Annotated in this window: 20 protein-coding genes; 6 read left to right on the plus strand and 14 right to left on the minus strand. The window is 62.8% G+C overall.

All coding sequences use genetic code 11. The annotated features are described in order from the left end of the window. Nucleotides 1-62: 62 nt before the first annotated feature. The 5 genes from miaA to INT12_RS05295 are packed head-to-tail and all read right to left on the minus strand — an operon-like array spanning nucleotide 63 to nucleotide 5,702. Complete coding sequence (gene miaA, locus INT12_RS05275) at nucleotides 63-1,034, minus strand: tRNA (adenosine(37)-N6)-dimethylallyltransferase MiaA (protein WP_017849757.1); 972 nt, start codon at nucleotides 1,032-1,034, stop codon at nucleotides 63-65. Further along, on the minus strand, nucleotides 1,034-2,947 hold the full coding sequence (gene mutL / locus INT12_RS05280; RefSeq protein ID WP_017849758.1) for a DNA mismatch repair endonuclease MutL: 1,914 nt from the start codon (nucleotides 2,945-2,947) through the stop codon (nucleotides 1,034-1,036). The genes miaA and mutL overlap by 1 nt, the downstream gene beginning before the upstream one ends. Further along, entirely contained in the window at nucleotides 2,947-4,368 is a 1,422-nt protein-coding gene (locus INT12_RS05285; protein WP_017849759.1) for an N-acetylmuramoyl-L-alanine amidase, read from the minus strand. Before INT12_RS05285 ends, mutL begins: the two co-directional genes overlap by 1 nt. 15 nt (nucleotides 4,369-4,383) lie before the next feature. Beyond that, the gene (tsaE, locus tag INT12_RS05290) at nucleotides 4,384-4,854 is read right to left on the minus strand and encodes a tRNA (adenosine(37)-N6)-threonylcarbamoyltransferase complex ATPase subunit type 1 TsaE (RefSeq protein ID WP_017849760.1); all 471 of its coding nucleotides are present in this window, start codon (nucleotides 4,852-4,854) and stop codon (nucleotides 4,384-4,386) included. After that, nucleotides 4,842-5,702, minus strand: a complete 861-nt coding sequence (locus tag INT12_RS05295; RefSeq protein WP_193058777.1) for an NAD(P)H-hydrate dehydratase — start codon at nucleotides 5,700-5,702, stop codon at nucleotides 4,842-4,844. Before INT12_RS05295 ends, tsaE begins: the two co-directional genes overlap by 13 nt. Before the next feature lie 63 nt (nucleotides 5,703-5,765). Here INT12_RS05295 and queG point away from each other — a divergent pair, with 63 nt between their 5' ends. Further along, a complete protein-coding gene (gene queG, locus INT12_RS05300) occupies nucleotides 5,766-6,833 on the plus strand; it encodes a tRNA epoxyqueuosine(34) reductase QueG (protein WP_102617177.1) in 1,068 nt (355 codons plus the stop codon). Here queG and INT12_RS05305 read toward each other — a convergent pair. Continuing rightward, on the minus strand, nucleotides 6,827-7,444 hold the full coding sequence (locus INT12_RS05305; RefSeq protein ID WP_169850564.1) for a trimeric intracellular cation channel family protein: 618 nt from the start codon (nucleotides 7,442-7,444) through the stop codon (nucleotides 6,827-6,829). The two genes, queG and INT12_RS05305, sit on opposite strands and share 7 nt — an antisense overlap. Before the next feature lie 90 nt (nucleotides 7,445-7,534). Next, a complete protein-coding gene (orn, locus tag INT12_RS05310; protein WP_017849764.1) occupies nucleotides 7,535-8,077 on the minus strand; it encodes an oligoribonuclease in 543 nt (180 codons plus the stop codon). Nucleotides 8,078-8,185: 108 nt separating this feature from the next. Here orn and rsgA point away from each other — a divergent pair, with 108 nt between their 5' ends. Next, complete coding sequence (rsgA, locus tag INT12_RS05315; protein WP_017849765.1) at nucleotides 8,186-9,217, plus strand: small ribosomal subunit biogenesis GTPase RsgA; 1,032 nt, start codon at nucleotides 8,186-8,188, stop codon at nucleotides 9,215-9,217. 49 nt (nucleotides 9,218-9,266) lie between these two features. On the opposite strand, the gene motB is transcribed toward rsgA, so the two are convergent. Beyond that, nucleotides 9,267-10,283, minus strand: a complete 1,017-nt coding sequence (motB, locus tag INT12_RS05320; RefSeq protein ID WP_046490721.1) for a flagellar motor protein MotB — start codon at nucleotides 10,281-10,283, stop codon at nucleotides 9,267-9,269. A gap of 3 nt (nucleotides 10,284-10,286) precedes the next feature. Further along, the gene (gene motA / locus INT12_RS05325; protein WP_017849767.1) at nucleotides 10,287-11,138 is read right to left on the minus strand and encodes a flagellar motor stator protein MotA; all 852 of its coding nucleotides are present in this window, start codon (nucleotides 11,136-11,138) and stop codon (nucleotides 10,287-10,289) included. A 166-nt stretch (nucleotides 11,139-11,304) separates the two neighbouring features. Between motA and INT12_RS05330 the strand changes: the two genes are divergently transcribed. The 3 genes from INT12_RS05330 to asd are packed head-to-tail and all read left to right on the plus strand — an operon-like array spanning nucleotide 11,305 to nucleotide 14,590. After that, a complete protein-coding gene (locus INT12_RS05330) occupies nucleotides 11,305-12,840 on the plus strand; it encodes an HDOD domain-containing protein (protein ID WP_026140383.1) in 1,536 nt (511 codons plus the stop codon). Between the two features lie 57 nt (nucleotides 12,841-12,897). Next, nucleotides 12,898-13,713, plus strand: coding sequence for a thiosulfate sulfurtransferase (rhdA, locus tag INT12_RS05335; RefSeq protein WP_046490724.1), 816 nt, complete (start codon nucleotides 12,898-12,900; stop codon nucleotides 13,711-13,713). A 16-nt stretch (nucleotides 13,714-13,729) separates the two neighbouring features. Further along, complete coding sequence (gene asd / locus INT12_RS05340; RefSeq protein WP_193040989.1) at nucleotides 13,730-14,590, plus strand: archaetidylserine decarboxylase; 861 nt, start codon at nucleotides 13,730-13,732, stop codon at nucleotides 14,588-14,590. Between the two features lie 130 nt (nucleotides 14,591-14,720). On the opposite strand, the gene serB is transcribed toward asd, so the two are convergent. Next, nucleotides 14,721-15,935, minus strand: a complete 1,215-nt coding sequence (gene serB / locus INT12_RS05345; RefSeq protein ID WP_017849771.1) for a phosphoserine phosphatase SerB — start codon at nucleotides 15,933-15,935, stop codon at nucleotides 14,721-14,723. Nucleotides 15,936-16,069: 134 nt separating this feature from the next. Between serB and INT12_RS05350 the strand changes: the two genes are divergently transcribed. Further along, the gene (locus INT12_RS05350) at nucleotides 16,070-17,599 is read left to right on the plus strand and encodes an AhpA/YtjB family protein (protein ID WP_193039480.1); all 1,530 of its coding nucleotides are present in this window, start codon (nucleotides 16,070-16,072) and stop codon (nucleotides 17,597-17,599) included. 131 nt (nucleotides 17,600-17,730) lie between these two features. On the opposite strand, the gene INT12_RS05355 is transcribed toward INT12_RS05350, so the two are convergent. The 4 genes from INT12_RS05355 to parE form a co-directional block, all read right to left on the minus strand. After that, nucleotides 17,731-18,441 (minus strand): membrane integrity-associated transporter subunit PqiC, encoded by a 711-nt coding sequence (locus tag INT12_RS05355; protein WP_026140384.1) that lies wholly within the window; start codon nucleotides 18,439-18,441, stop codon nucleotides 17,731-17,733. Nucleotides 18,442-18,614: 173 nt separating this feature from the next. Next, entirely contained in the window at nucleotides 18,615-20,879 is a 2,265-nt protein-coding gene (gene parC, locus INT12_RS05360) for a DNA topoisomerase IV subunit A (protein WP_017849774.1), read from the minus strand. A gap of 73 nt (nucleotides 20,880-20,952) precedes the next feature. Further along, complete coding sequence (locus INT12_RS05365) at nucleotides 20,953-21,948, minus strand: esterase-like activity of phytase family protein (RefSeq protein WP_193039481.1); 996 nt, start codon at nucleotides 21,946-21,948, stop codon at nucleotides 20,953-20,955. Beyond that, nucleotides 21,948-23,852: a DNA topoisomerase IV subunit B gene (parE, locus tag INT12_RS05370; protein ID WP_046384916.1), complete on the minus strand. Its 1,905-nt coding sequence runs from the start codon at nucleotides 23,850-23,852 to the stop codon at nucleotides 21,948-21,950. The genes INT12_RS05365 and parE overlap by 1 nt, the downstream gene beginning before the upstream one ends. Between the last annotated feature and the right edge of the window lie 28 nt (nucleotides 23,853-23,880).

Genomic DNA, 23,880 nt, shown 5'->3' on the forward strand with positions numbered 1-23,880 from the left:
AATCGGAAAATAAATAGCTTATGGCCGTCACACCCCCAAGGATAGACGGCAATTGCAAGGACTCAGCTCAATATGGAGACCGTTCCCAAGTATTTCAAGGCGCGTGACAGATTGTCGCTGTCCAGGCTGTCCAGCCAGTGCAAATCGCTCCAGCTGCGCAGCCAGGTGAACTGGCGCTTCGCCAATTGGCGCGTGGCAATGATGCCGCGCTCCTGCATTTCGGCTGACGTCAGCTTGCCATCCAGATGATCCCAGACTTGGCGATAGCCTACAGCACGTATCGAAGGCAACCCCGGATGCAGGTCACCTCTTGAACGCAGTGCTACGACCTCCTCCACGAACCCCTGTTCCAACATAATTGTGAATCTTTGTGCAATTCGTTCATGCAGCACCTGGCGATTTGCCGGAGCAATCGCCAGATTCGCCACAGTATAGGGCAATTGTGAGCGCCCCGATGCGCCTGCGTCAGCACTTTGCGCAGATTGTCGCTGCCGATGCTCGGTCATGGTCTGACCACTTACCCGCCAGACTTCCAGAGCTCGACTGAGGCGCTGCGGATCGTTGGGGTGGATGCGCGCGGCGGACACCGGATCGACCGCCGCCAGTTGCTCGTGCAGGGCTTGCCAGCCCAGGCGCGCCGCTTCTTCTTCGAGCTCGGCGCGCACCTGGGCGTCGGCCGGCGGCATATCCGCCAGGCCTTCCTGCAAAGCCTTGTAGTAGAGCATCGTGCCGCCCACCAGCAGCGGGATGTTGCCGCGCGCAGTGATATCGGCCATGGCCGCCAGGGCATCGCTGCGGAAATCCGCCGCCGAATAGCTCATCGCAGGGTCGATGATGTCGATCAAGCGGTGCGGATACTGCGCCAGCAACTCCTTCGAAGGCTTGGCCGTGCCGATGTCCATGCCGCGATAAACCAGGGCCGAGTCGACGCTGATCAGCTCGCAGGGCAGCACTTTGCTCAGCTCGATAGCCAGGTCGGTCTTGCCGGCGGCCGTGGGGCCCATCAGGAAGATCGCGGGGGGCAAGGCACTCATCAGCGGCCGCGCAAGAACAGTTTGTCCAGATCGTCCAGGCCCATTTGGGTCCAGGTCGGTCGGCCATGGTTGCATTGTCCGCTGCGCTCGGTGTTTTCCATGTCGCGCAGCAGGCCGTTCATTTCCGGCAAAGCCAGGCGGCGATTGGCGCGGATCGCGCCGTGGCAGGCCATGGTGCCGAGCAGCTCGTTGATGTGCGCCTGGATACGGTCACTGGTGCCGTACTCCATCAGGTCCGCCAAGACGTCGGCCACCAACCGGTTGGCCTCGGCTTGCTTGAGCAGCGCGGGAATCTGGCGGATCGCCAGCGTTTCCGGGCCCAGGCGTTGCAGTTCAAAACCGAGTTTCTGGAACACGCTGGCGTGCTCTTCGGCACAATCGGCTTCGCGCTGGCTGACCGCCAGGGATTCCGGCACCAACAGCGGCTGGCCGCTCAGGCCTTCGCTGGCCATGGCGATTTTCAGGCGCTCGTACATGATCCGTTCGTGGGCCGCGTGCATGTCCACCAGCACCAGGCCATGGGCGTTTTCCGCAAGGATGTAGATGCCCTTGAGCTGCGCCAATGCATAGCCCAGTGGCGGAATATCCCCGCCACCTTCGGGCAACGCGACCGCGCTCGGCTCGGCGCCCGGCAGCGGCGCAAAGAATTCACGATAGGCCGCCTGGGCCTCGGCCGCCGGCACCGCCGATTGCGGACGCGGGGTGTATTGATACTGATAGCCCGCCCCCGAACCCGAACCCGGCGCCGTGTAGCTCGGCTGGGGTTGCGGCGACTGCAGCAGGTTGCCCGCCAGGCTCATTTCGCCCTGCGGGCCGAACTCGCCGGCTTGCGGGCCGCTCGGACGAACCACCGCCGTCACGATCGGCGCGGACAGTTGGTCATCCGGGCGCACATCGCCCAGCGCGCGGTGCAAGGTGCCGTAGAGAAAGTCATGCACCATGCGCCCGTCACGGAAGCGCACTTCATGCTTGGTCGGGTGTACGTTGACGTCGACCACCGATGGGTCGACCTCGAAAAACAGCACAAACGTCGGGTGCCGCCCATTGAACAGCACGTCGCGATACGCCTGGCGCACCGCGTGGGCCACCAGCTTGTCGCGCACCGCCCGGCCATTCACAAAGAAATACTGCAAGTCCGCCTGGCTGCGAGAGAACGTCGGCAACCCCACCCAACCCCACAGGCGCAGGCCATTGCGTTCGATTTCAATCGGCAGCGCCTGCTCCAGGAACCCCGCGCCGCACACCGCCGCCACCCGCCGAGCGCGCGCGGCGTCGTCGTTGGCTTCGTGCAGGCTGAGGATGGTCTTGCCGTTGTGACGCAGGTGGAATGCCACGTCGAAGCGCGCCAGGGCCAGGCGCTTGATGACTTCCTGCAGGTGATCGAATTCGGTTTTCTCGGCCTTGAGGAATTTGCGCCGCGCCGGGGTGTTGAAGAACAGGTCACGCACTTCCACCGAAGTGCCCACCGGATGCGCAGCCGGCTGGACCCGAGGCGCCATGTCGCGGCCTTCGGTTTCCACTTGCCAGGCCTGGTCGGCGCTGCGCGTGCGGGAGGTCAGGGTCAGGCGCGCCACGGAACTGATCGAGGCCAGGGCCTCACCGCGAAAGCCCAGGCTCATCACCCGCTCCAGGTCTTCCAGGTCGCGAATCTTGCTGGTGGCGTGCCGCGCCAGGGCCAGCGGCAGGTCATCGGAGGAGATGCCGCTGCCGTCGTCACGCACCCGCAGCAGCTTGACGCCGCCTTGCTCCACATCGACATCGATGCGCTTGGCGCCGGAGTCGATGCTGTTTTCCAGCAACTCCTTGATCACCGACGCCGGCCGCTCGACCACCTCGCCCGCCGCAATCTGGTTGGCAAGGCGCGGGCTGAGCAGTTCGATGCGCGAGCCGCTGTTGAGGATCGATTCGCTCATTACTGTGCCGCCAATTCAGTGCCGGGGATGGTCAACACCTGGCCGACTTTCAGCTCATCGGTTTTCAGGTGGTTGGCGCTGCGCAACGTCGCAGACGACACTTGGAAGCGCACCGCCAACATGGCGAGGGTATCGCCAGGCTGTACACGATGGTCACGTGGGCCCTGGGCGATTTTCCCGGAGTCGCGCAGCCAGGCGACATACGAGCCCGGTGGCGGGTTCTGCTGGAAGAACTGGCGCACGCCGGAGCTGATGGAACGTGCCAATGCCTGCTGATGGCTGGCGCTGGCCAGTTTCGAGGCTTCGTTGGCGTTGGAAATGAACCCGGTTTCCACCAGGATCGACGGGATGTCCGGCGATTTCAACACCATGAACCCGGCCTGCTCCACGCGCTGTTTGTGCAGCGATGTCACGCGACCGATGTTGCTCAGGACTTTCTGCCCGACGTTCAAGCTGGAGGTCAGCGAGGCGGTCATCGACAGGTCGAGCAGTACACCGGCGAGCATCTTGTCCTTGTCGTCGAGGGACACGTTGCCGGCCCCGCCAATCAAGTCGGAACGGTTTTCACTGTCAGCCAGCCAGCGGGCCGTCTCGGACGTGGCGCCGCGATCCGACAGGGCAAACACCGAGGCGCCGAAGGCGGCAGCCGACGGCGCGGCGTCGGCATGGATCGAGACGAACAGGTCGGCACCCTTCTTGCGCGCAATTTCGGTGCGACCGCGCAGCGGGATGAAGTAGTCGCCGGTACGGGTCAGCTCGGCGCGATAACCTTTCATGCCGTTGACCTGGCGCTGCAATTCACGGGCGATGGCCAACACCACGTCTTTTTCATGCTGGCCACGCGAGCCCGAAGCGCCCGGGTCTTCACCACCGTGACCGGCGTCGATCACCACGATGATGTCGCGTTTACCCGCTGGCGCCGGCGGCGGCGGTGGCAACTTGACCTGCGGTTGCGACGGGTTGACCGGCACGGCCGGTACGGTCGCCACGCTCGGCGTCGGCGCGGGCGGCGGTGCGGCATCGGCGGCGTTGTCGAACAGGTCGACTACCAGGCGGTTGCCGTATTGGGCGTTGGGCGCCAGGGAGAAACTTTTCGGGGTCACGGCCTTTTTCAGGTCGATGACCACGCGCAGATCGCTCGGCGTGCGCTGGGCCGAACGCATGCTGGTAATCGGCGTGTTGGCAGTGGAGATTTTCAGCGGCGCGGCCAGGGTCGCACCGTTGATGTCGATCACCAGGCGATCAGGCGCCGTCAGGGTAAAGACGCTGTGCTGGACCGGGCCAGACAGGTCGAACACCAGTCGCGTGTTATCCGGCGCTCGCCACAGGCGAACACTCTTCACCTGTGAAGCAGCCAGAGCATTGACAGTCATTGCCGCAAGCAACACCCCTACGACAGCAACCAACGCGCGAAAGCGCATACCTAACCCCACCAATTATTTGAATTCCAATGCCAGAGCAGCGCACCACGACTCACCGCGCGCACCCTGGGGCAACAACTTCAGCCGACGTCCGTGCTCATGCGGCGTAATGGTAATGGTCAGGTCCGGCTTTGGCAAAAAGCCTGTGCCTTTATCTGGCCACTCGATCAGGCACAGCGCGTCATCCTCGAAATAATCCCGAATCCCCATGTACTCCAGCTCTTCGGGGTCCACCAGACGATAGAGATCAAAGTGGAAGGCCCTTGTCGCCCCGATCTCATAAGGCTCGACCAGCGTAAAGGTCGGACTTTTCACCGCCCCAGCATGGCCCAACCCGCGAATGATGCCCCGCGACAGCGTGGTCTTGCCCGCCCCCAGGTCGCCCTCGAGAAAGATCAGCCCCGCGCCGCCTGTCACCTGGGCAATCCGATGACCGAAGGCGACCATTGCCGCTTCATCCGCCAGGAAAAGGTTTACTTCAGGCACGGCGACTGTTCCTCGAGCAATTGACGAATGGCAGGTATCAGATCACTGGCCGCCAGGCCGCGGCCAAAGGTGCCCTGCCGGGCTCCCGCCGTGGCGTGCAGCCACACGGCCAGGCAGCCGGCTTCATAAGCGGGCATGCCCTGTGCCAGTAACGCGCCCACCAGGCCGGCCAATACGTCGCCGAGCCCCGCGGTCGCCATGGCCGGATGGCCTTGGTCACATCGCGCGACGCGACCGTCCGGGCTGGCGATCAGACTGCCCGCCCCCTTGAGAATAGCCACTGCCTTGAATTTCTGGCTCAACGCGCGCGCCACCTTAAGACGATCCGCCTGAACCTCAGCTGTCGAAATACCCATCAAGCGTGCCGCTTCGCCCGGATGCGGGGTGATCACGCAGTTGGCGGGAAGGCTGACGCTGCCGGTCGCCAGCTGGTTCAAGGCATCGGCGTCCCAGACTTGCGGCTGCTTGGCGTTGGCGGCGACGGACAGCAGGCTCTTGCCCCAGGCGGCATGGCCCAGGCCCGGGCCAATGACGATAACCGAGATCTTTTCGAGCAAACCCATCAATTGGTTGGCCGAACTCACGCCGACGCTCATGACTTCCGGCACGCGCGCCAGCGCGGCGGGCACATGTTCAAGGCGAGTCGCCAGGGACACCATGCCCGCCCCGCTGCGCAGCGCACTTTCGGCACTGAGCAACGCAGCGCCGCCAAAGCCTCGGTCGCCGCCGATGACCAGCAGGTGACCGAAGCGGCCTTTATGGGCGTCCGGGGAACGCGCAGCCAGTTGCGGCAAATTGCCGGGCAACAGGGGCTGAACGTCGGTTATTGCGTGTTTTGTCTGCGGCATGCGTCTTCAAGCTCCGATGTCTGGCAGAATTATACTCATCTAACCTGTGGTTTCCCGTGTCTCATGCCTGCTATTACTTCCGATCTGCCCGCGCTCGCCCAATCGATCAAAGACTGGGGCCGCGAGCTGGGCTTTCAACAAGTCGGCATCAGCGGCCTGGACCTGGCCGAGCATGAACAGCACCTGCAACGCTGGCTCGACGCGGGCTACCACGGCGAGATGGAATACATGGGCGCCCACGGCAGCAAACGCTCGCACCCCGATGAATTGGTGCCGGGCACCTTGCGCGTAGTCTCACTGCGCATGGATTACCTGCCCGGCGACACGCACATGGCGCAACGGCTGGCCCAACCGGAAAAAGCCTACATCTCCCGTTACGCCCTGGGCCGCGATTACCACAAACTGATCCGCAAGCGCGTGCAGCAACTGGCCGAACGCATCCAGGCACAAATCGGCCCCTTCGGCTTTCGCGCCTTTGTCGACAGCGCGCCGGTGCTGGAGAAAGCCATCGCCGAGAAAGCCGGGCTGGGCTGGATCGGCAAAAACACCCTGGTCCTCAATCGCAAGGCCGGCAGCTACTTCTTCCTCAGCGAGTTGTTTGTCGACTTGCCGCTGCCGGTCGATCCGCCCCACGCCACCGAGCACTGCGGCCGCTGTACCGCCTGTCTGGATATCTGCCCGACCAACGCGTTCGTCGGGCCCTACGTGCTGGACGCGCGGCGCTGCATTTCCTATCTGACCATCGAACTCAAGAGCGCGATCCCCGAAGACTTGCGCCCGCTGATCGGCAACCGGGTTTTCGGTTGCGATGACTGTCAGATCGTTTGTCCATGGAATCGTTTCGCCCGCACCACCGCAGAAAGCGATTTCAAGCCACGGCACAACCTGGATAACGCACAACTGGCCGAACTGTTCATGTGGGACGAGGAAAAATTCCTCAGCAGCACCGAAGGCTCGCCCCTACGCCGTGCGGGTTACGAGCGCTGGCTGCGCAACCTGGCGGTAGGCTTGGGCAATGCGCCACCGAGCATTCCGGTGCTGGAAGCCTTGAAGGCGCGCCGGGACTACCCGTCGGAGCTGGTACGCGAACATGTGGAATGGGCGCTGAAGCAGCATGCCGAGCGTCAGTGAACGTCGTCGTTGTAGATGAACTTGGGCATTTCCCAGTGAAAACGGATCGCCAGCAGGCGCAGGAGAAAGCCGCTGAACAGGGTGAGCATAATCGCCTGCTCGCCCGGCAATTGCAGGTAAAGGCACAGCAAGTAGAACCAAGCGGCGAGGAATGACACGCTGGCGTACAGCTCACGGCGAAAGATCAGCGGGATGTCGTTGCAGAAAATATCCCGCAGGATCCCACCGAACACCCCGGTGATCACGCCGCTGACCGACGCCACCAACATACCGTGGCCCATTTCCAGGGCGGTCATGCAGCCGATCAAGGTAAAGGCGACCAACCCCACGGCATCCAGCGCCAGAAACAGCGAGCGCAGGCGGCGCATCAGCGGCGCGATAAAGATCGTCACCAGCGCGGCGACGGAGGTCAGCACCAGGTATTCCGGGTGTTTGACCCAGGTCAGCGGGTAATGCCCGAGCAGCACATCGCGCACCGAACCGCCACCCAACGCCGTCACGCAGGCGATCAGCACCACGCCAAACCAATCCATGCCGCGCCGACCGGCAGACAAGGCGCCAGTCATAGCTTCGGCGGTGATGGCGACGAGGTAGAGCATCAGCAGCATGATGGCGATCCTTACAAAGAGGCGCGCAGTCTAATCATTTGCTGACGGCACCAAAAGAGGGCGCTTGGCGAAAGACCGAGGCGCCCCCAAGCATCAGGCCTTGATGAAGTGCTTGCGGTAGTGCTGCAACTCGGCGATCGACTCACGAATGTCATCCAGCGCCAAATGAGTGCTGCCTTTATGGAAGCTGTCTTTGACTTCCGGCGCCCAGCGCGCGGCCAGCTCCTTGAGCGTGGACACATCCAGGTTGCGGTAGTGGAAGTAGCTTTCCAGCGCCTTCATATGGTTATAAAGAAAGCGGCGGTCCTGGCAGATGCTGTTACCGCAGATCGGCGACTTGCCCTTGGGCACCCACTTTTCCAGGAAGGCGATGGTTTCGGCTTCGGCTTCGGCCATGCTGACACGGCTGTCGCGCACGCGCTGGGTCAGGCCGGAGTTGCCGTGGGTGCGGGTGTTCCACTCGTCCATGGTGGCGAGGACGGCGTCGCTATGGTGGATGGCGATCACCGGACCTTCGGCCAAGGTGTTGAGGTTGCTGTCGGTGACAATGGTCGCCATCTCGATGATGACGTCGGTGTCGGGGTTCAGACCGGTCATTTCCAGATCGATCCAAATCAGATTCTGTGGGTTTTGCATGGCTTGATTCTCTTGGCACCTTGGCGTAGCTGCGCAGTTTAGCAGGCGGGGCCGTGCTAGACTCGCGACCGTTTCACCCAACCTTTGCATTATCGACACGGAACACCAATGGCCAAACGCCAGCTCAACCGTCGCCAAAACTGGCGCATCGAAAAGATTCAGGGCGAACGCGCCGCACGCGCCGCCAAACGTGAATCCTCCGCCGTGGAAGCGCTCGAGGGCGGCGACCTGGGCCCCGAACAAACGGGCCTGGTGATCGCGCACTTTGGTGTGCAGGTCGAGGTCGAGGCGCTCGAAGGCGAACTCGCCGGCCAGGTCTTCCGCTGCCACCTGCGCGCCAACCTGCCGGCGCTGGTGACCGGCGACCGAGTGGTGTGGCGTGCCGGCAACCAAGGCATCGGCGTGATCGTCGCGCAACTGCCCCGCACCACCGAACTGCGCCGTCCCGACAGCCGCGGCCAGTTGAAGCCGGTGGCGGCCAACGTCGACATGATCGTCATCGTCTTCGCACCGCTGCCCGAGCCTCATGCCAACCTGATCGACCGTTACCTGGTCGCCGCCGAGCATGCCGGCATTCGCCCGCTGTTGTTGCTGAACAAGTTCGACCTGATCGACGAACAGAACGCCCCGGCGCTCAACGCGTTGCTGGCGGTCTACCGCACCCTGGGTTACCCGGTGCTGGAAGTGTCGGCCCATCACGGCAATGGCATGGAACAGCTGCAACACCAGTTGGACGGGCGCATCAGCGTGTTCGTCGGCCAGTCTGGCGTGGGCAAGTCCTCGCTGGTCAACAGCCTGCTGCCGGAAGTCGACACCCGTGTCGGCCCGCTGTCGGAGCTGTCCGGCCAGGGCACCCACACCACCACCACCGCGCGGTTGTTCCACTTCCCCGGCGGCGGTGAGCTGATCGACTCCCCGGGCATTCGTGAATTCGGCCTCGGCCATGTCAGCCGCAGCGACGTGGAAGCCGGTTTCATCGAGTTCAACGACCTGATCGGCACCTGCCGCTTCCGCGACTGCAAACACGACCGCGAACCCGGTTGTGCCCTGCTCAAGGCGTTGGAAGATGGCCGCGTGCAGCAGCAACGGATGAACAGCTATCGGTCGATTATTGCGAGTTTGCCCGAGAGCAGTTACTAAACAGCACATACGACAAGGCCGCGTTTATCGCGGCCTTGTCGTATACAGCTTACGATCCCGTACCCGGCACCGTAGGGTCTTTCATCCCGCCGCCCTCGAACAGGTTCAGCTTCTGCCGCAGCTCATGCGCCGGCAACGGTTCCTGCCCCGGCGGGATCGCGTTCGGGTCGGCCGGTGCTGCGCCCTGCGTGCCCGTATCTGGGGGCGGTGGCGGTGGCGGCTGATCACCTTCAATCGCGCGCTGGGCCTTTTTGGTCAGCACAACGATATCGATCCGACGGTTGATCGGGTTGAATGGGTCCTTCGAATCAAACAGCTGCGACGAAGCGAAACCCACCACCCGCGCCACCTGCGAGTCCGGGTAGCTGCCGGCCACCAGCGCACGTCGGGCGGCGTTGGCGCGGTTGGCCGAAAGCTCCCAGTTGCCGAAGTCGCCCTGCCCCGAATACGGCTTGGCATCGGTGTGACCGCTGATGCTGATCTTGTTCGGCACCGCCTTGATGGTGTCGGCCATGGCCAGCAGGATGTCTTCAAAGTACGGCTTCAACCGCGCACTGCCAGAGTCGAACATCGGCCGGTTGGCGGCGTCGGTGATCTGGATGCGCAAGCCATCCGGCGTGATTTCGAAGGAAATCTGATCCTTGAATTTCAGCAACTGCGGGTTTTCTTCGACCTTGGTCTGCAATTCCTTCAGCAACAATTCGAGGCGTTCCTGCTCGACCTGTTCGGCCAGGCTCTCGACGGTGTCGCGCTCGATCGGAATTTTTTCCTGCGGCGCCTCGGTCTTGACCTCAGGGTTGATGGTGCGCTCCGGCGCCAACTGCGGCGAACCGCCCAGGTCGATCACGAAGGGCGTACCGCTTTCCGAGAAGCCGATCGGGTCTTTGAAGTAACCGGCGATGGCGATCTTCTGCTCGGGGGTCGCGGTGGACATCAGCCACAGCACCAGGAAGAACGCCATCATCGCCGTTGCAAAGTCGGCGAAGGCGATTTTCCAGGCGCCACCATGGTGCCCCGCAGCGAAGCGCTTGACGCGCTTGATGATTATCGGCTGGTTGTTTTCCATGGCTTAGCGACCGCGAACCGCTTGTTCCAACTCGGCAAAGCTCGGGCGATGTTTCGGGTACAGCACCTTGCGACCGAATTCCACCGCCAGCGAAGGCGGCATGCCGGAGGCCGAAGCCACCAGGCTGGCCTTGATCGCTTCATACAGATTGACTTCTTCCTTGGCATCGTGGGCCAGGGAGGTGGCGAGCGGACCGAAGAAACCGTAGGCCGCGAGAATACCGAAGAACGTACCCACCAGCGCCGCACCTACGTGCATGCCGATGGCCGCCTGGTCGCCCTCGCCGAGGGAGGCCATGGTCACCACGATACCGAGTACCGCCGCAACGATACCGAAGCCGGGCATGCCGTCGGCAATACCGGTGACGGCGTGGGACGGGTGCTCCAGCTCTTCCTTGAGGCTGAACAGTTCCATGTCGAACAGGCCTTCCAGCTCGTGGGGAGCCATGTTGCCGGAGGACATGATGCGCAGGTAATCGCAGATGTAGGCGGTCATGCGCTCGTCTTTGAGCACTGCCGGGTACTTGGCGAAAATCGGGCTCGCTGCAGCGTCTTCGATGTCCGCTTCGATGGCCATCATGCCTTCACGGCGACTCTTGTTGAGGATCTCATAAACCAGGCCCAGCACTTCCATGTAGAAGGTGTGGGAGAAGCGCGAGCTGAACATGCCCAGCGACTTCTTGATCACGTGCATGGTCATGTAGCCGGGGTTGGCCTGCAAGAATGCGCCGAATGCCGCGCCGCCAATAATCATCACTTCGAAGGGCTGGATCAACGCTGCAATCTTGCCGTGAGACAGGACATAGCCACCGAGCACACTTGCAAAGACGACGATGATGCCGATTATTTTAGCCATAGGGGTTTTGTACTTGCGCCGTCGGGTTCATGGACATATTTGGGGTAACTGAAAAACTCTTGTTCTACTTATCGGCAAAACTGCGCCAGACTATAGGCCGTCAAGGCGAAAAGCCAGTTCGGCCCGTTCAGGGCGTGTTGAAGTAAGTGATGATCGCGCCCCAATCATGGCCAATGAAAAGACAGCCCCATCTGTAAGACCCATCTCTCTCGCCGCTTGGATCAAGTGCCTGGACGAAGTCCGGTTGCCCGTTCCCCAGGCCAGCCACGAGCGCGTGTGCAAAGCCATCCGCGATAGCCGCAGTTCTTTGCGAGATATTGCCGAGCTGATGCAGAACAGCCCGTCGCTGGTACTCAGCGTAATGCGCGAGGCCAACAGCCACACCCATGGCAGCATGGCGGAACCGGCAGAAAACCTTGAGGTGGCGCTTAACCGTCTCGGCCTCAAACGCGCCGAGGACCTGCTGGAACGGCTGCCGTCGGTGCCGATGAATGAAATCCCCGTCGCCTTTCGCCAACTGGTGCTGGTCAGCCGCCACGCGTCGCAGCAAGCCAGCGGCTTGTTCGCCAGCCGCCTGGCGCGGTTGTGGCAAGACATTCATTGGGGCAGCCTGCTGTTCCTGGCGCCGTTGTGGCCGATGGCGGTGGCCTACCCCAAGCTCCTGGACGAATGGGAACTGCGGGTAATCCACAAAGGCCAATCGGCGCGTCAGGTCGAACAGGAATTGTTCGGCGTGCGCCTGCTCGACCTGTGCCTTGGCCTGACCGAAACCTGGCACCTGCCGATCTGGGTATCCCAGGGCTATCACCTGCTGCTGACCGAGCAACGCTTGCTGGTCAAGGCATTGCGCATCGCCCGGGAAGACGACCCACTGCGCCAGCAACAACTGCTGGATGCCGAACCCAGTTTGCGGCGCTGGCTGAACCAGCCGGCCAATACGGTGTTGCTGGCCAACGGCCTGGCGATGTCGGCCCAGGAATCCTGGACCTGCCCACATACCGAGCGCTGGCAATACCTGACCGCGCTGTACCTGCAACAGCCGTTGAGCGAGGTGCAGCAACAGGTTCACCAGCAAGCGGTGATCAGCGCTCGCGCAACCCTGATGCCCGACCTCTGGCACCCGGCGCTGTCGCTGATCTGGCCGTGGAATGTACAGAAAATCCATCACGGCCTGCTGCCCGCACCGCCGCCGACCGCCGAGGCCCTGGCCGTCTGGCGCAGCCGTTGCACCGAACTGCTGGTGGAGCCAAGCCGCTTCGCCAACGCCATGCACCTGACCACCTGCGCCAAGGAAGCCCTGGAGGCCAGCGGCATGCAGCGCGTCTTGCTGTTCATGGCCGATCGCGCCCTGAGCACCCTGCGCGTCCACCAGGCCGCCGGCCTGCCGAAGGACGCCGCGAACTTGAGCCTGGACGTGGTCAACAGCACGCTGTTGCAACGCATGCTGGAAAAATCCGCCCAGGTGCGCCTCACGCCCGACAATCACGCGCAATTTGCCGCCCTGTTGCCGCCGATCCTGCGTCGCCTGTTCAACGGTGAACACCTGCTGTTGCGCTCACTGAGCTGCAACGGCCGGGTGGTCATGCTGATGATCGCCGACCAGGGCGGCGGGCCGTTCTCGGAAACCACCGTGCAGGCCTTCGGCAAAACCGCTCAATGCATCGAGAAAGCCCTGCACAGCTTTACCAACCGCACCGGCTGATGCTTGCGCTACAATCGCCCTCTTTTATCGCCAACATTTGTGCCCAGGAGACCTCACATGCCTGACTTCTCTGGCTTGCCGCTGGTGATCGAACCCAGCGACCTGCTTGGCCGCCTTGATGCCGACCAACTGATTCTGGTGGACCTCACCAGCGCCGCCCGCTACGCCGAAGGGCATATCCCCGGCGCGCATTTCGTTGACCCCAAGCGCACCCAACTGGGCCAGCCGCCAGCCCCCGGCCTGCTGCCGAACAAGGCAGACCTGGAAAAACTGTTCGGCGAGCTGGGCCACACCCCGGACGCGACCTACGTGGTCTACGACGACGAAGGCGGTGGCTGGGCCGGACGTTTCATCTGGCTGCTCGACGTGATCGGCCACACGAAATACCACTACCTCGACGGCGGCCTGCTGGCGTGGCTGGCAGACCAGCTCCCGCTGTCCACCGAGGTGCCGGCCCCGGCTGGCGGGCCTGTCAGCCTCACCCTGCATGACGGCCCCACCGCGACCCGCGAATACCTGCAAAGCCGTCTCGGCGCCGCCGACCTGGGCATCTGGGACGCACGCGGCCCGCTGGAATATTCCGGCGAAAAGGTCCTGGCAGCCAAGGGCGGTCACATCCCCGGTGCCGTGAACTTCGAATGGACCGCCGGCATGGACAAGGCGCGCAACCTGCGCATCCGCCGCGACATGCCGCAGATCCTCGAAAACCTCGGGCTGACCCGCGACAAAGAAATCATCACCCACTGCCAGACTCATCACCGCTCTGGCTTCACCTACCTGGTGGCCAAGGCGCTCGGTTATCCGCGAGTCAAAGGTTATGCCGGTTCCTGGGGCGAATGGGGCAACCACCCCGACACCCCCGTCGAGATTTAAGGTTTAAGGACAGTTAATGAAAAAGCAGTTGTTCATCCTCAGCCAGTACTTGCTGCCGCACCACTTGCTGTCGCGCCTGGCCGGCTGCATTGCCGAGTGCCGCGTGCGCTGGTTCAAGAACGCGTTCACCGCCTGGTTCGCCAAGCGCTATCAAGTGGACATGTCCCAGGCCCTGGTTGAAGACCTGAGCGCCTACGAACACTTCAACGCGTTCTTCACCCGCGCCCTGAAAGACGGCGCGCGCCCACTCGATCAAACCCCGGGCGCCGTGCTGAGCCCAGCCGATGGCGCAGTCAGCCAGCTCGGCCCGATCGAGCATGGTCGCGTGTTCCAGGCCAAGGGCCACAGTTTCAGCGTGCTGGAATTGCTGGGCGGCGATGCGGCCATGGCTACGCCGTTCATGGGCGGCGATTTCGCCACCATTTACCTGTCGCCGAAAGACTACCACCGGGTGCATATGCCACTGGCGGGCACCTTGCGCGAGATGGTCTACGTGCCAGGGCGGATTTTCTCGGTCAACCAGACCACCGCCGAAAACGTGCCGGAGCTGTTTGCGCGTAACGAGCGGGTTGTCTGCCTGTTCGACACCGAACGCGGCCCGATGGCCGTGGTGTTGGTGGGCGCGATGATTGTGGCGTCGATCGAAACCGTGTGGGCCGGCCTGGTCACGCCACCCAAGCGCGAGCTGAAAACCTTCCGCTACGACGAAGCCGCGCGTGCGCCGATTCACCTGGAGAAAGGCGCAGAGCTAGGTCGCTTCAAGCTGGGTTCGACCGCGATCGTGCTGTTCGGGCCGGATCAGGTGCAGTGGGCAGAAACACTGGTGGCGGGTTCGCCGGTGCAGATGGGCCAGGGCATCGCGTTACCGAAAGCCTGATCCGAAACCTGCAAAGATCCAATGTGGGGGGGGCCTGCCCCCGATAGCGGTGGGTCAGTCACTTATTTGTAGCTGAACCACCGCCATCGGGGGCAAGCCCCCTCCCACATTTTTAAGCGCATTGTTTCAGTTAGAGCTGCCCGTCGCGGTCGCGAAAGCCCAGCAAATACAGCACTCCGTCCAACCCAAGGGTCGAAATCGCCTGCTTGGCCGATTGCTTGACCAGCGGCTTGGCGCGGAACGCCACGCCCAACCCGGCAATCGCCAGCATCGGCAAGTCATTCGCACCGTCGCCGACCGCAATGGTCTGTTCCAGACGCAAACCTTCCTTGTGAGCCAATTCCCGCAGCAAGTCGGCCTTGCGCTGCGCGTCGACGATCGGCTCCACGGCCACGCCGGTCACCTTGCCATCCACCACTTCCAGCTCGTTGGCGAACACATAGTCGATGCCCAGCTTGGCCTGCAATTGCTTGGCGAAGTAGCTGAAGCCGCCGGACAGGATCGCAGTCTTGTAGCCCAGGCGCTTGAGTTCGGCGAACAGGGTTTCGGCGCCTTCGGTCAGGCGCAGGGAGGCGCCGATCGAATCCAGCACGCTGACATCCAGGCCCTTGAGCAACGCCAGGCGCTCCTTGAAGCTGGCGCGGAAATCCAGCTCGCCGGCCATGGCGCGCTCGGTGATCGCGGAGACTTGCTCACCCACACCGGCAGCCTTGGCCAGTTCGTCGATGACTTCGGCTTCGATCAGCGTGGAGTCCATGTCGAACACCGCCAGGCGGCGGTTGCGGCGGAACAGCGAATCTTCCTGGAAGGCGATATCGACATTCAGCTCTTGGGCCACGCTCAGGAAGTCGGCACGCAAGGCTTGGGGATCGGCCGGTTCGCCGCGCACGGAAAACTCGATGCAGCCCTTGCCCTGGTCATCTGGCGTGTCCAATGGCATGCGGCCCGACAGACGGTCGATATGGTCGATATTCAAGCCATATTGCGCGGTGATCGAGCTGACGCGCTGCAACTGCTCGGCCGTCACCTTGCGGGTCAGCAAGGTCACGATATGGCGTTTTTTGCCCTGGCCGGACACCCAATGCCGGTAATCCTCTTCGGACACCGGGGTGAAACGCACCTGCTGATCCAGCTTGTACGCGGTAAACAGGATGTCCTTGAGGACAGACGACGCCTGCTCGGTGCTGGGGATTTCCACCAGAATCCCGAAGGACAGGGTGTCGTGGATCACCGCCTGGCCGATGTCGAGAATGTTCACACCACCCTGGGCCAGAACCCCGGTAATGGCGGCGGTCAGACCTGGCCGGTCTTCCCCCGTGATGTTAATCAGGACAATTTCGCGCAAAGCGCACCCCCAGGCTGGAAAAAAACCGCATTCTACCCACTTTCAGTGACCATCGGGCACAGCCAGCGCTTTGCCGGTCTTGGGCCTGTCGCTATACTGCGCGTCAACTTCACGGACTAAAGAGCCGAGCTCAAGTGAACCGGCCCACGCCAGTAAAAACCGACAACTTCTTCCTGCTGATCTTCCGGGCACTGCGCCACCGCCGTGTACCGATCGCATTACGCATCGCCAGCCATAACGTGATCCTGGTCGCCCTGGCCCTGGTGATCTACGCCTGCGTGATGGGTTTGCAGTTCAAACAGGCCATGCACGAACAAGCCGATGCCCTGGGCGAGAGCTTGACCACCCAGACCGCCACCTCGGCGACCGAGCTGCTGGTGTCCAACGACATCCTCAGCCTCAACGTGCTGCTCAACAACCTGACCAAGAACCCGCTGGTGGCCCATGCCGCCATCTACAGCGTGGACAACCGGATCATGGCCGAAGCCGGGCAACGCCCGAAAAACGGCCTGCTGGGTGAAGCCGAAGGCCTGTACCAGAGCAATATCACGTTTCAGGATGTGAAAGCCGGCCAATTGCGCATCAGCCTGGACATGCAGCAATTCCAGCAGCCGATGACCATCAGCCTGCAAAGCATGGGCATCCTCAGCGCGATCCTGCTGGCGCTGGCCCTGGCCTTGAGCCTGCGTCTGGGGCGGCATATCTCCACGCCGTTGATGCAACTGCGCATCTGGCTGCGGGATATCGACGAGCACACCCCGGCCACCGATCGTCAGGACGAGATCGGCGACCTTGCGCGCCAGCTTCACGCCAGCTTCGCCCCGGAACCGGTGGTACACGAGGTTGAACCCGAGCCCGAGTTCGACGACAGCGATTACGACGAACCTGCCTTTGAAGTGCGCAACCTGCGCGACACGGGCTTTGACGAAAGCGCGCCGGTCGCGGGCCTGAAGCCTGCGCCACGCCATGTAATCAAGGCCGAAGAAGACGAGCTGGACGACGAAGACCCGTTCGCCGACCTGCGCGACACCTCGGCCAGCAGCCCGGCTATCGCGCCGAAGCCCGTGCCGACAAAGAACGCCGAACCCCAACACAGTGCGGTCCTGGCCGTGCAACTGGGCGCCCAGGACCAACTGCGCCGCCTGCCCCGCGCCCGCCTGACGGAATTGCTGGAACGCTACCGCGACTGCCTCGACCAGGCCGCCTCGCTCTACCAGAGCGAGCTGCACACCCTGAACGATGGCAGCACACTGATGCTGTTCCACAGCGAAGACAGCGGCGAAGACTACCTGACCAACGCCATCTGCTGCGGCGAACTGCTGCGCGCCCTGGGCCATGAGTTGCAGATCGAAGTGGCCGACAGCGGCATCACGCTGCAACTGCAACTGGGCCTGACCGTTGGCGACGACCTGTTCGGCATGAGCCAGATCGACCTGCTGCTGACCGAAATCGCCCAGGACGCCCTGGCCTTGTCCCAACACAGCCGCAACCTGCTGCTGGTGGAGCGCAAGATCAGCGAAGACACGCTGATCCGCCAACGCGCGCGCATCCGTCCGATTGCCAGCCCCGAGGGCGCCAGTTGCGTAGAGCGCTTGATGGAGCCGTATCCATCGATGCTGGAGCGGCAATTGGCGCGAATGCACGAGTCCCGCGTCAAGCCCTAGGGACACCATTGAACCAATGTGGGAGGGGGCTTGCCCCCTCCCACATTTGGACGCCACAAGCCTCAAGTAAATCGCGCACAAACAAAAAGGCCCGCTGAATAAGCGGGCCTTTTGGGTTGGAGCCATTCAGATCAGAACCTGAACACTTCCATATCCGTGCGGATCGGCGTAGCCATCGGCATTTTCGGTTTCCCCGGAGCCGCCGGTTTGGCCTGTACCGGCGCTTGCTTGCGCGGCGCCTCGGCGACTGGTGGCTGGTTGGCCAATGGCTTGAGGGCCACCGACAACTGCTGCGCCAGATGCTGCAACAGCACGCCCTGGGCCTGGACCTGGGACGCCGTGGTGCCAGCATGCTCTTCCTGCAGATGCACGATACGGCTATCACGCACCTGGCCGCGGCGGTCGATCAAGCGCCATTGCGCATCGAGGATCGCCGGTTGCGAGGTGCCGGAGTCGAGTCGGGTAATGGTCAGCAACACCTGCACATCCGGGGAAAAACCGGCGGGCGCGGGCGCCAGGACCACACGCTGACTGTCCAACTGACCCGCCACCTGGCGCAACATCAGTTGATTGATGTCGGACGACAAACTGCCCGCCCAACGACCATCGGTGGAACCTTGCAGGCTGCCGTCGTTCTGACGTTGCAGCAATGTTTCGCGTTGCAGGTAGTCAGCGACGACGACCGGGCCGAGCAAGACGGCCATGCCGGCCGATTGAGCTGGCTGAGCGGGACTTCCGCTGTCCAGCTGGTACAGCGACACCGGCTGGTGCGTGCTGCAACCCGCCAACCCCAGAAGGCCAGCGAGCATAAAAATAAAAGGAAGGCGTGGAGCAGTCATCATCCCATCCAGGCGGCTGCCACAAGGCAAACCACAATGTAATACTAAAAATAACCTAAACACGCTCGGCCACGCCGGCGCTGGAAAGGCCATATCATCCGTGAATATGCGCCATGACTCCAGCGCGAAAGCGTCGATCTACGCGTTAAATCGTAGATCAAGAGCTCTAATCCGCGCTAAACCGGCGTTTCCACCAGTAAAGCATCCACGCGCTGGAAGCCACGAGGCAGTTTATTACCGCGTCGGCCACGCTCGCCCTTGTAGTGCTCAAGATCGTCAGGGCGCAGCGACAACGTGCGCTTGCCGGCCTGGAGCACCAGGGTAGAACCTTCCGGGATCACTGCGATGTCTGTCACGTACTCTTCGCGACTGGCCACCCGCTCGCCGGGAATACCAATGATCTTGTTGCCTTTGCCTTTGCCCAACTGCGGCAAGTCGCTGATCTTGAACACCAGCAAACGCCCTTCCGTGGTCACCGACGCCAGCCAATTACCCTCGCGATCGTCCACCGGCCGCGGCAGGATCACCTTGGCGTTATTCGGCAGGCTCAACAGTGCTTTACCGGCTTTGTTCTTGGCCTGCAGGTCTTCACCCTTGACCACAAAGCCGTAACCCGCGTCGGAGGCGATCACATACAGCGAGTCGTCGTCCGGCAGCAGCACGCATTCGAAACTCGCCCCCGGTGGCGGCGTCAGGCGCCCGGTCAACGGCTCGCCCTGCCCGCGCGCAGACGGCAAGGTGTGGGCCGGCACCGAGTAACTGCGCCCGGTGGAGTCGATAAACACCGCAAACTGGTTGGACCGCCCGGCGGCGGCGGTCTTGAAGCCGTCGCCAGCCTTGTACGACAAGCCGGTCGCATCGATATCATGCCCCTTGGCGGAACGGACCCAACCCTTTTCCGACAGAACGACAGTAATTTTCTCGTTTGGCAGCAGCTCGGTTTCTGTCAGCGCTTTCGCTTCGGCGCGCTCAACGATCGGCGAACGGCGGTCGTCGCCATAGGTCTCGGCGTCTTTGATCAGCTCGCTGCGCACCAGCTTCTTGAGCTTGGTTTCGCTGCCCAGCAGGGCTTGCAGCTTGGCTTGCTCCTTGAGCAACGCGTCCTGTTCGTCGCGCAGCTTCATTTCTTCCAGTCGCGCCAACTGACGCAAGCGGGTGTCGAGGATGTAGTCGGCCTGGATCTCGCTCAGCTCGAAACGCGCGATCAGCTCGGCTTTCGGGTGCTCGGCGGTACGGATGATGTGGATCACTTCATCCAGGTTGAGGTAGGCAATCAGCAAGCCGTCCAACAGGTGCAGGCGGCGCTCGACCTTGTCCAGGCGGAACTGCAGGCGACGACGCACGGTCTGGACGCGGAACTCCAGCCACTCCACCAGCAGATTGCGCAGGTTCTTCAGCTGCGGCTTGCCGTCCAGGCCGATGATGTTGATGTTGACCCGGTAGCTGGACTCCAAGTCCGTGCTGGCGAACAGATGCTGCATCAGCACTTCATGGTCGACCCGGCTGTTGGTCGGAATAATCACGATGCGGCACGGGTTTTCGTGGTCGGACTCGTCGCGCAGGTCAGCGACCTGCGGCAATTTCGACGGTTTGGCCTGCATCAGCGCGGCGATCTGTTCCAGCACCTTGGCGCCGGACACCTGATGCGGCAACGCGGTGACGATGATGTCGCCGTCTTCGACGTGGTACACGGCGCGCATACGCACCGAGCCCTTGCCGGTTTCGTACATTTTCAGCAGGTCGGCACGCGGCGTGATGATTTCCGCTTCGGTCGGGTAATCCGGGCCCTGGATGTGCTCGCAGAGCTGCTCGACCGTGGCTTTGGGTTCATCGAGCAAGCGCACGCAGGCCGTGGCGACTTCCCGCAGGTTGTGCGGCGGTACGTCGGTGGCCATGCCGACGGCGATGCCGGTGGTGCCATTGAGCAGGATGTTCGGCAAACGTGCCGGCAACACCAGGGGCTCGTCGAGGGTGCCGTCGAAGTTCGGGCCCCAGTTCGCGGTGCCCTGGCCCAGTTCGCTGAGCAGCACTTCCGAATAACGCGACAGGCGCGCCTCGGTGTAACGCATGGCCGCGAAAGACTTGGGATCATCCGGCGCACCCCAGTTCCCCTGGCCATCCACCAGCGTGTAGCGGTAGCTGAACGGCTGGGCCATCAGCACCATGGCTTCATAGCAGGCCGAGTCGCCGTGGGGGTGGAACTTACCGAGCACGTCACCGACGGTACGCGCCGACTTCTTGTGCTTGGAATCAGCGTCCAGGCCCAACTCACTCATGGCGTAGATGATGCGCCGTTGTACGGGCTTCAGGCCGTCGCCGATATGCGGCAAGGCACGGTCCATGATCACGTACATGGAGTAGTTGAGGTAGGCATTTTCGGTGAAGTCAGCCAGCGACCGGCGTTCTACGCCGTCTAAGCTGTCTGCGAGGATGTCACTCATGCGGGCCTCATCATTGTTTGGTAAGGCGCAGCGGAAATGCCGCGGCGCCGGGTCAATTCAAAACAGGGGTGGCTCATGGCTGGGCGCTCCAGCCACCGGCGGGGGCGGCGAAACGATAGACCACCGGGCGTTTTTCGCCATCGGCGCGGGCGCCGAAATTACTATCGATGCCCAACCAGGCACCGTCTGCATCCAGCACCAGGGCTTCGGCCAGGCCATAAGGCTGGGCGTAGCGCCGTTCGGGCGTCAGGGTCTCGTCGGCGAACGACCAGCACAGCTCGACCTTGGCCGTGACCGCATCGCGCCGACAAATCTGGAACGCATTGCGCTCCAGGGTAAACAACTTACCGTTGAACAGCGCCAAGTCGGAAAAGTCCTTGGACACCGCCTTGGCACTGGGAAACTGTGCCGGCTGCACTTCCTGGCCGGCCTCGCTCAACAGCACGCACGCCCCCGCGCAATCCCACACGCTTTGCTGGCGCTTGATGGAAATCAGCCCGCGCCGCTCACGCTCCGCCGCCAGCCAGATCTGATTGCCTTCGGGGTTCACCGCGAGGCCTTCGAACAACGCATTGAAATGCAGCAACATGCCGCTAGCGCGGGCTTCACGCACCATCCCGGGGGCAATCTTCAACCACTCGGGCGCACCGCTCGCCGGCACTTTCAGCACCGCCGCATGGGCTTCGCTGACCACGTAGCGGTTACCCGCGGCATCGCAACTGATGCCTTCAAAATCCAGGTCGCCGCCGCGAATCAGCGACGCCGCCTTGGTGCGCGAACGCAGCCCCCAGGGCAGGCCGGAGTCAGGCACGGGCGGCACGTCGAGCTTGACCGTTTCGGCCTGCCAGGTCGGCGCGCTGATATCCAGGCGGTAGATCTGGTCGTCGTCGCGGTCGGAAACCGCCCACAACGCGTTGCCACACAAAGCCAGGCTCGACAGGTTACCGCCGCGCATGCCGTCCACCGGGTGTTCGGACACCAGCTTGAGCTCAGCCACGGGCGCAGCGACCGCCTGGGTGGCCGCCAACCCGCTCAACATCAGGATCGCCAGGGCGAAACCTGTACGCATCAGCCCAGGACCTCGGCGAGGTTGCCCTTGGACTCCAGCCAGGACTTGCGGTCCGGCGCGCGTTTCTTCGCCAGCAGCATGTCCATCATTTCCGACGTGGCGGCGAAATCGTCCAGGGTCAACTGCACCAGGCGCCGCGTGTTCGGGTCCATAGTGGTTTCGCGCAGTTGCGGCGGGTTCATCTCACCCAGGCCTTTGAATCGCGTGACCTGCGGCTTGCCGCGTTTCTTCTCGGCGATCAGGCGGTCGAGGATGCCATCGCGCTCGCCTTCGTCGAGAGCGTAGAAAATCTCCTTGCCCAGGTCGATACGGTACAGCGGCGGCATCGCGACGTAGACGTGACCGGCGTCCACCAACGGGCGGAAGTGCTGCACGAACAGCGCGCACAGCAAGGTGGCGATGTGCAGGCCGTCGGAGTCGGCGTCGGCGAGGATGCAGATCTTGCCGTAGCGCAACTGGCTCATGTCCGCCGCGCCGGGGTCGACGCCGATGGCCACGGCGATGTTGTGCACTTCCTGGCTGGCCAGGACTTCGCTGCCGTCGACTTCCCAGGTGTTGAGGATCTTGCCGCGCAACGGCAGGATCGCCTGGAATTCCTTGTCCCGCGCTTGCTTGGCGGAACCGCCGGCGGAGTCACCTTCCACCAGGAACAGCTCGGAGCGCATCGGGTCCTGCCCGGCGCAATCGGCCAGCTTGCCCGGCAGTGCCGGGCCCGCCGTGATGCGTTTACGCTCGACCTTCTTGCTGGCCTTGAGGCGACGGCCGGCGTTGTTGATCGCCAGTTCCGCCAGGGCCAGGCCCAATTCAGGGTGCTCGTTGAGCCACAGGCTGAACGCATCCTTGACCACACCGGAGACAAACGCCGCCGCCTCGCGGGACGACAAACGCTCTTTGGTCTGGCCGGAGAATTGCGGCTCCTGCATTTTCATCGACAGCACGAACGCAATGCGCTCCCACACGTCTTCCGGCGCCAGCTTCACGCCGCGCGGCAGCAGGCTGCGGTATTCGCAGAACTCGCGCATGGCGTCGAGCAGGCCCTGGCGCAAGCCGTTGACGTGGGTGCCGCCCTGGGCGGTGGGGATCAGGTTGACGTAGCTTTCCTGCACGCTGTCGCCGCCTTCGGGCAGCCACAGTAGCGCCCAGTCGACGGCTTCTTTGTTCCCGGCCAGGCTGCCGCAGAACGGCTCGTTGGGCAGGCGTTCGAAATCGCTGACGGCGTCTTCCAGGTAGGAGCGCAGGCCGTCTTCGTAGTGCCACTCGACCTTTTCGCCGCTGCCTTTGTCTTCAAAGGTGACCAGCAGGCCCGGGCACAACACGGCCTTGGCCTTGAGCACATGCTTGAGGCGGCTGACGGAGAATTTCGGCGAATCGAAGTATTTCGGGTCCGGGGCGAAGTACACGCTGGTGCCGGTGTTGCGCTTGCCAACGGTGCCGATCACCTGCAGGTCGGTGGCTTTGTAGCCATCGGCGAAGGTCATCTCGTATTCGTTGCCGTCGCGCTTGACCCGCACCCGCACCAACGTCGACAAGGCGTTGACCACGGAAATACCGACACCGTGCAAGCCACCGGAGAACTGGTAGTTCTTGTTGGAGAACTTGCCGCCGGCGTGCAGCTTGGTGAGGATCAACTCGACGCCCGACACCCCCTCTTCCGGGTGAATGTCCACCGGCATGCCGCGACCGTCGTCGGACACTTCCAGGGAGTGGTCAGCGTGGAGAATGACATGCACCGACTTGGCGTGCCCGGCCAAGGCTTCGTCGACGCTGTTGTCGATGACTTCCTGGGCAAGGTGGTTCGGCCGACTGGTGTCGGTGTACATGCCGGGGCGTTTGCGCACCGGGTCGAGGCCCGAGAGGACTTCGATGGCGTCGGCGTTATAAGAGCTAGCGCTGGGAGTGGCCATGGGGTCTCGTCGTGAGTCGTTCGATTAA

Source organism: Pseudomonas sp. K8, assembly GCF_014889455.1.
GTDB classification, from domain to species: Bacteria; Pseudomonadota; Gammaproteobacteria; order Pseudomonadales; family Pseudomonadaceae; genus Aquipseudomonas; species Aquipseudomonas veronii.